Source organism: Streptomyces sp. SID1328 (genome assembly GCF_009865595.1).
Taxonomy (GTDB): Bacteria; Actinomycetota; Actinomycetes; order Streptomycetales; family Streptomycetaceae; genus Streptomyces; species Streptomyces griseoluteus.
This window is the reverse complement of record NZ_WWKH01000036.1, coordinates 1-4,533: the sequence shown is the minus strand read 5'-3', so window position 1 is coordinate 4,533 and position 4,533 is coordinate 1. Positions and strand designations below refer to the sequence as shown.

The following is a 4,533-nucleotide window of genomic DNA, read 5'->3' as shown; positions in this document are numbered from 1 at the left end:
ACACCGAGGCGACCGTCGGCCACCCGTTCGGCCAGGACGTGCGAGCGTTCCAGCAGCAGGTCCACGGTGTACTCGATGTGCTCAGCTACCCGACCCGCCTGCTCCTGTCCCTGCCCTCCCGGCCAGCAGATCGACGGGGTGAAGCGACTGGGCCCGAATCGACCAACAGCGTCGATGCGTCTTCTGGGCCTTGCCTCGCCGCCGTGCCCTACGGTTGCAGCCGGACGGTTTTCACCGAGAACTGACTCAGTGACGTGAAGTACGGCCGCAGTTCGGTGTCCTTGCGGGGGGCCGGCGGGGGAGGGATCACCGCCTCGGCGGGCTGGGACTTGCGCAGCCCTAGGCGCAGCATGGACGGCCGCGGGCTGGGACCGGCGGCAGTGTGGGTCGGGGCAGGCGTCTCGTCGACGGTGGTCACCACGGGTCGGGGGAAGGTGAACACGTCGATGGGCTGGAGGACGTCGGTGGCCAGTTTCGCCAGGGCCACGCGGGGTTCCCCGGCGCCGGGGCGGACGAAGAAGTCCCAGATGACGTCCTTGCCCTCGGCGTCGGTGTGCTCGTTCGCCAGAATCCGGCAGTCGATCACCGTTGTGAGTGTGCCTTCCCCGGTTTTCTCGACGGGGAAGGTCAGCTGGCGCTTCTTGTTCCGCCGGTGCCGGGCTTCCACTACCGCGCCCGGGCCCAGCGTCGTACCCCACATGTCGGCCCGCAGTTCGATGGTGCGCTCGTCCACGCGGACCGCGCCCACCTCGGCGTGGACCTCGCGCAGCGCGCTGCGTACGTGCAGCCGGCCGTCCTCGTTCCGGTACGGCAGCAGCAGCGCGAGCGCGTGGCCGTACGGCCGGGGCAGCTCGACGGCGAGCAGGTCCTGGGTGTCGCAGCCGTAGCCGTCGGTACTGAGCGGCACCTCGGCGCCGGAGGGGGTGGCGAGGAAGGCGTCCCAGGTGCCGTGCGGGAGGGCCGTGTCCCAGGGGACCAGGGCCTGACCGTCGGCCGACAGTGCGAACCGGTGCTCCACGACGTTCTTGCCGCCGTCCTTGCGCAGCACCAGGTCGGCGCCGTGGGCGTCCAGGGGGAGCGGGCCCACCTCGATGTACAGATTGCCCTGGGTGTCGACGCGGGCGGTGGCGTGCCGGGGCAGCGCCTTGCGGGCGAACGCCAGCTCCAGGATGGCCTCGAACCGCTCTCGGCTGCCCGTCTCGTGGAACCGCTCGGCGTTGCGGACAGCGTTCTCGGACATCGTCCGGCGCAGCCCGTCGTCCCGCACCAGCCGCAGGATCGCCTCGGCCATCGCGCCCGCGTCATCACACGGAACGATCAGGCCGTCCTCGCCGTCGGTAAGGATGTTGCGCGGCCCATGGTCGGCGTCGGTGCTGACGACGGGCAGCCCGGCTGCCATAGCCTCCGGGACGACGTTGCCGAACGCCTCCCGCTGGGAGGGCAGCACGAAGATCGAACCCTTGCCGAACTCGGGTGTGACAGGGGCGACCTGACCCATCAGCAGGATGCTGTGGGAGAGCCCCAACTCGTGGATGCGGGCCCGCAGCCGGGACTTTTCGGCCCCGTGTCCGTAGATGCGGAGTGTCCAGTCCGGGGCCTGGGCGTGGACCTGGGCGAAGGCCTCGACCAGGAGTGCGTGGTTCTTGTTGTCGGTGAGGTGACCGGCGGAAATGACGAGCTTGTTGGCGCCCCGGGAGCGGACCGGCGCGGAAGGCACACAGTTGGGCATGACGGCGAGCCGGTCGCGGACCGCCGGCACCTGCTCCCCGAGGGCGGCGACCTCCTCGGGGGTGAGCGCAGTCAGGGCATCCAGGGACAGGTAGGCCGGGAAGAGCCGCTCCTTGATGTCCTCCGGGTAGATGGCCGGCATCGAGTGCTCCTGGGCCACCTTCAGATAGCTCCCCCGGCTCTGCGCCAGCATGATCGTGTTACGGGGGCTGGAGCTGACCACGACGTCGGCGTCCGTGGTGGCGAGGTACTGCAGCAGCCGCACCTCGGCGAGCCGGCTCACGACGGGCTTCTTCGCGTCGACGTTGAGCGGGTAGATGAGCGGGAACTTTTCGATCAGCGGATCATCCAGGTCGCAGACCGGCGAGTGCGGCCGCAGATCGCTCAGCACCCGCACGGACACCCGCGGGTCGAGGGGGAAGTACGACTCGTCGCGCACCTTGCGCAGAGCCACGATTTCCACCTGGTGCTTCTCCGCCAGCGCCCCGGCGAGAGCCTGTGTGGCACTCACCACACCCCCCATGTGGCAGAGGTCGCGAACCAGGAATGCGATCTTCACTATTTGTTCCCATCCAGCCGCCGTCCGCGCCGCCCTTCGGCGTGGTTCAGCAGGTCAGAATTAAAACGATAAGAGACAGTTGTTCACTTGACCAGCATTGACTGCGTCACCCGCGTGAGGCAGTCGACAAATTCGCCGAGAGGCCGACAGTACGGTGGCTTGCCGGTCCGCCACCGGCGACAGCAGCCTCGGCGACTACCTCACCTACTGGGTGGATGGCGTCGCTGTTCACCGGCTCCGCGAGAACACCTACACCCGGGCGATAGCTTCTAAGGGGGTCGCGGCCGATCATCTGCTTGGCGACGGAATTAATGCAATGTCCCATACGGCTGGCCCGGATATTGTCGGGCTCTCCACGGGAGAGCCGATACGCGCAATTGACTCGCCAGCATCCAGGCGATGTCGATATCACATCGGAATCTGATGCGGGCAAGAGGAAGCTTCGGATTCCATGAAAGTACCACGGTCTTTCAGTGCCCGTCACGTGAAGATCAGGTAACGCTTCGCTGGCCAGGCGAGACCCAACGCACAGAGGGTACGTTTTGTTAATTAAATGAGAAATGCTCAACTCTGGTTTGTTGGGGCGGTATGGCGTGAAGCTGGGCGTTTTCGCATGCCTGTCATGGGAGCGTGGGCTTCTCGACGGCCTTGACGACCTGTATGACGTGCAGGCTGCTGCGGCGAGGTGTACGGATTGGTCATGTTCCTCTCAGGACGTGCCAACGCCGCCAACCGCAAGCGGCAGTTGTGACTCGTAGCGTGCTAGTCGCGTGCAGGTGTCACCGATTCGTGATGTACCTGCCTCATTGCCCGGCCCCGCTGCGGCTTCGGAGTGAGGGCGACGCGGCAGCTAGTCGGCGGCAAGGGACGTGGTCCGCGGGCCGTCGTTGGGCCAGGCGTTGTTATGTCCGTCCCAGGGCAAGCCCGCTCCTTCGACGCGGCCACATCTGCGGGCCTGACCTTGTGGCCGAGTAGGACGGCGCTGCCGCTCTCGGCGTGACCGATAGTTCCGGCCGCCCGCGGGTGACTCGGCGGTGGTAGGTAGCCTCTCCTCATTCCTGGCACTACCGGCCGTCTCGACCACGCCGTGCAAGTCTGTGCCGTCGACCCATGAGGAGAGTGGATGTTCGCGCGCGTTTGCCTGTGCGTGGCAGGACTGGGCCTGAGCCTGGTCGCGGTGCTGCTGGTGACGTCCACGGAGACGGAGGCGACGAGCCGCGACGGCGTGGTGACTGTGGCTCACAGGGCCGGCAGCCGCGCGGCCCCGGAGAACACTCTGGCCGCGGTGGACACGGCGCGGGCACAGGGAATCGACTGGCTGGAGAACGATGTCCAGCGCACCAAGGACGGCACGCTGGTGGTCATCCACGACAAGACCTTGAACCGCACCACCGATGTCGAGGAGAAGTTCCCGACGCGTGCGCCGTGGAAGGTAGGAGACTTCACCTGGGCGGAGATATCCACGCTGGACGCCGGCGGCTGGAAGGGCCGGCAGTGGGCGGGGGAGAAGATACCGACCCTTCAGCAGTACATGCGCCGCGTCGACGGCAACGGCCAGAAGCTGGTACTCGAGATCAAGTGGCCGGAGATCTATCCGCGGCTCGCCGAGGACACGGTGAAGGAACTCGGCCGGCTGGGCTGGCTCGAGGGCGACCGGATGACCGACCGGCTGGTCATCCAGGCGTTCGACACCGCCACCCTGCGGACCGTACGCGCTCATGCCCCCGAGGCGCGCACTGCCCTGCTGTCGCGTGAACCGACGGTGGAGGACCTGGCGGGATTCGCGAAGGTGGCCGACCAGATCAACATGAAGTACCTGAAGGTGAGCCCTCGGTACTTCAAGGCGGCCCATGCCCTGAAGGGCCCGCACGGGCAGCGGCTGAAGGTTTTCGTTTGGACGGTGGACGACCCCGAGAGCGCGGTCGAGTTCGCCCGCGGTGGCGCCGATGGCTTCATCAGCAACCGCCCCGCCCTTGTACAGCAAGGCCTGACCGACGCGGGCTACACCGACGGCACCGCGCACTAGGACCCCGAGCATCACGCCCTCAGCGGTCTTAGGCATCGTTTCCTTTGGCGGCTGGGGTCGTTGTGTTGGTATGACGAGCCTTGCTGAGCGCCTGGTGCCGGATGAGTTGTGGGAGTTGTTCCGGCGGGTGGTGCCGGAGACGGTGGTCATACGGCCACAGGGTGGTGGTCGACGGCGGGCCGGGGACCGCGAGTGTTTGGCAGCGATCGTGTTCGTGGCC

At 67.1% G+C, this 4,533-nt stretch carries 3 protein-coding genes and 1 pseudogene; 3 read left to right on the top strand and 1 reads right to left on the bottom strand.

Translation table 11 applies throughout. From position 1 onward, the window contains the following. Positions 1–245: hypothetical protein (locus tag GT030_RS36090; RefSeq protein WP_237522145.1), on the top strand; the 245-nt coding region annotated here is incomplete at its 5' end. Here the strand turns inward: GT030_RS36090 and GT030_RS01285 are convergent. Continuing rightward, positions 209–2,239 (bottom strand): glycosyltransferase, encoded by a 2,031-nt coding sequence (locus GT030_RS01285; protein ID WP_346009532.1) that lies wholly within the window; start codon positions 2,237–2,239, stop codon positions 209–211. The two genes, GT030_RS36090 and GT030_RS01285, sit on opposite strands and share 37 nt — an antisense overlap. Positions 2,240–3,464: 1,225 nt before the next feature. On the opposite strand from GT030_RS01285, the gene GT030_RS01280 reads away from it, so the two are divergent. Further along, positions 3,465–4,313, top strand: coding sequence for a glycerophosphodiester phosphodiesterase family protein (locus GT030_RS01280; protein WP_346009531.1), 849 nt, complete (start codon positions 3,465–3,467; stop codon positions 4,311–4,313). 70 nt (positions 4,314–4,383) lie between these two features. Then, positions 4,384–4,533 (top strand): annotated as a pseudogene (locus GT030_RS36085) (IS5/IS1182 family transposase); the annotation flags it as partial.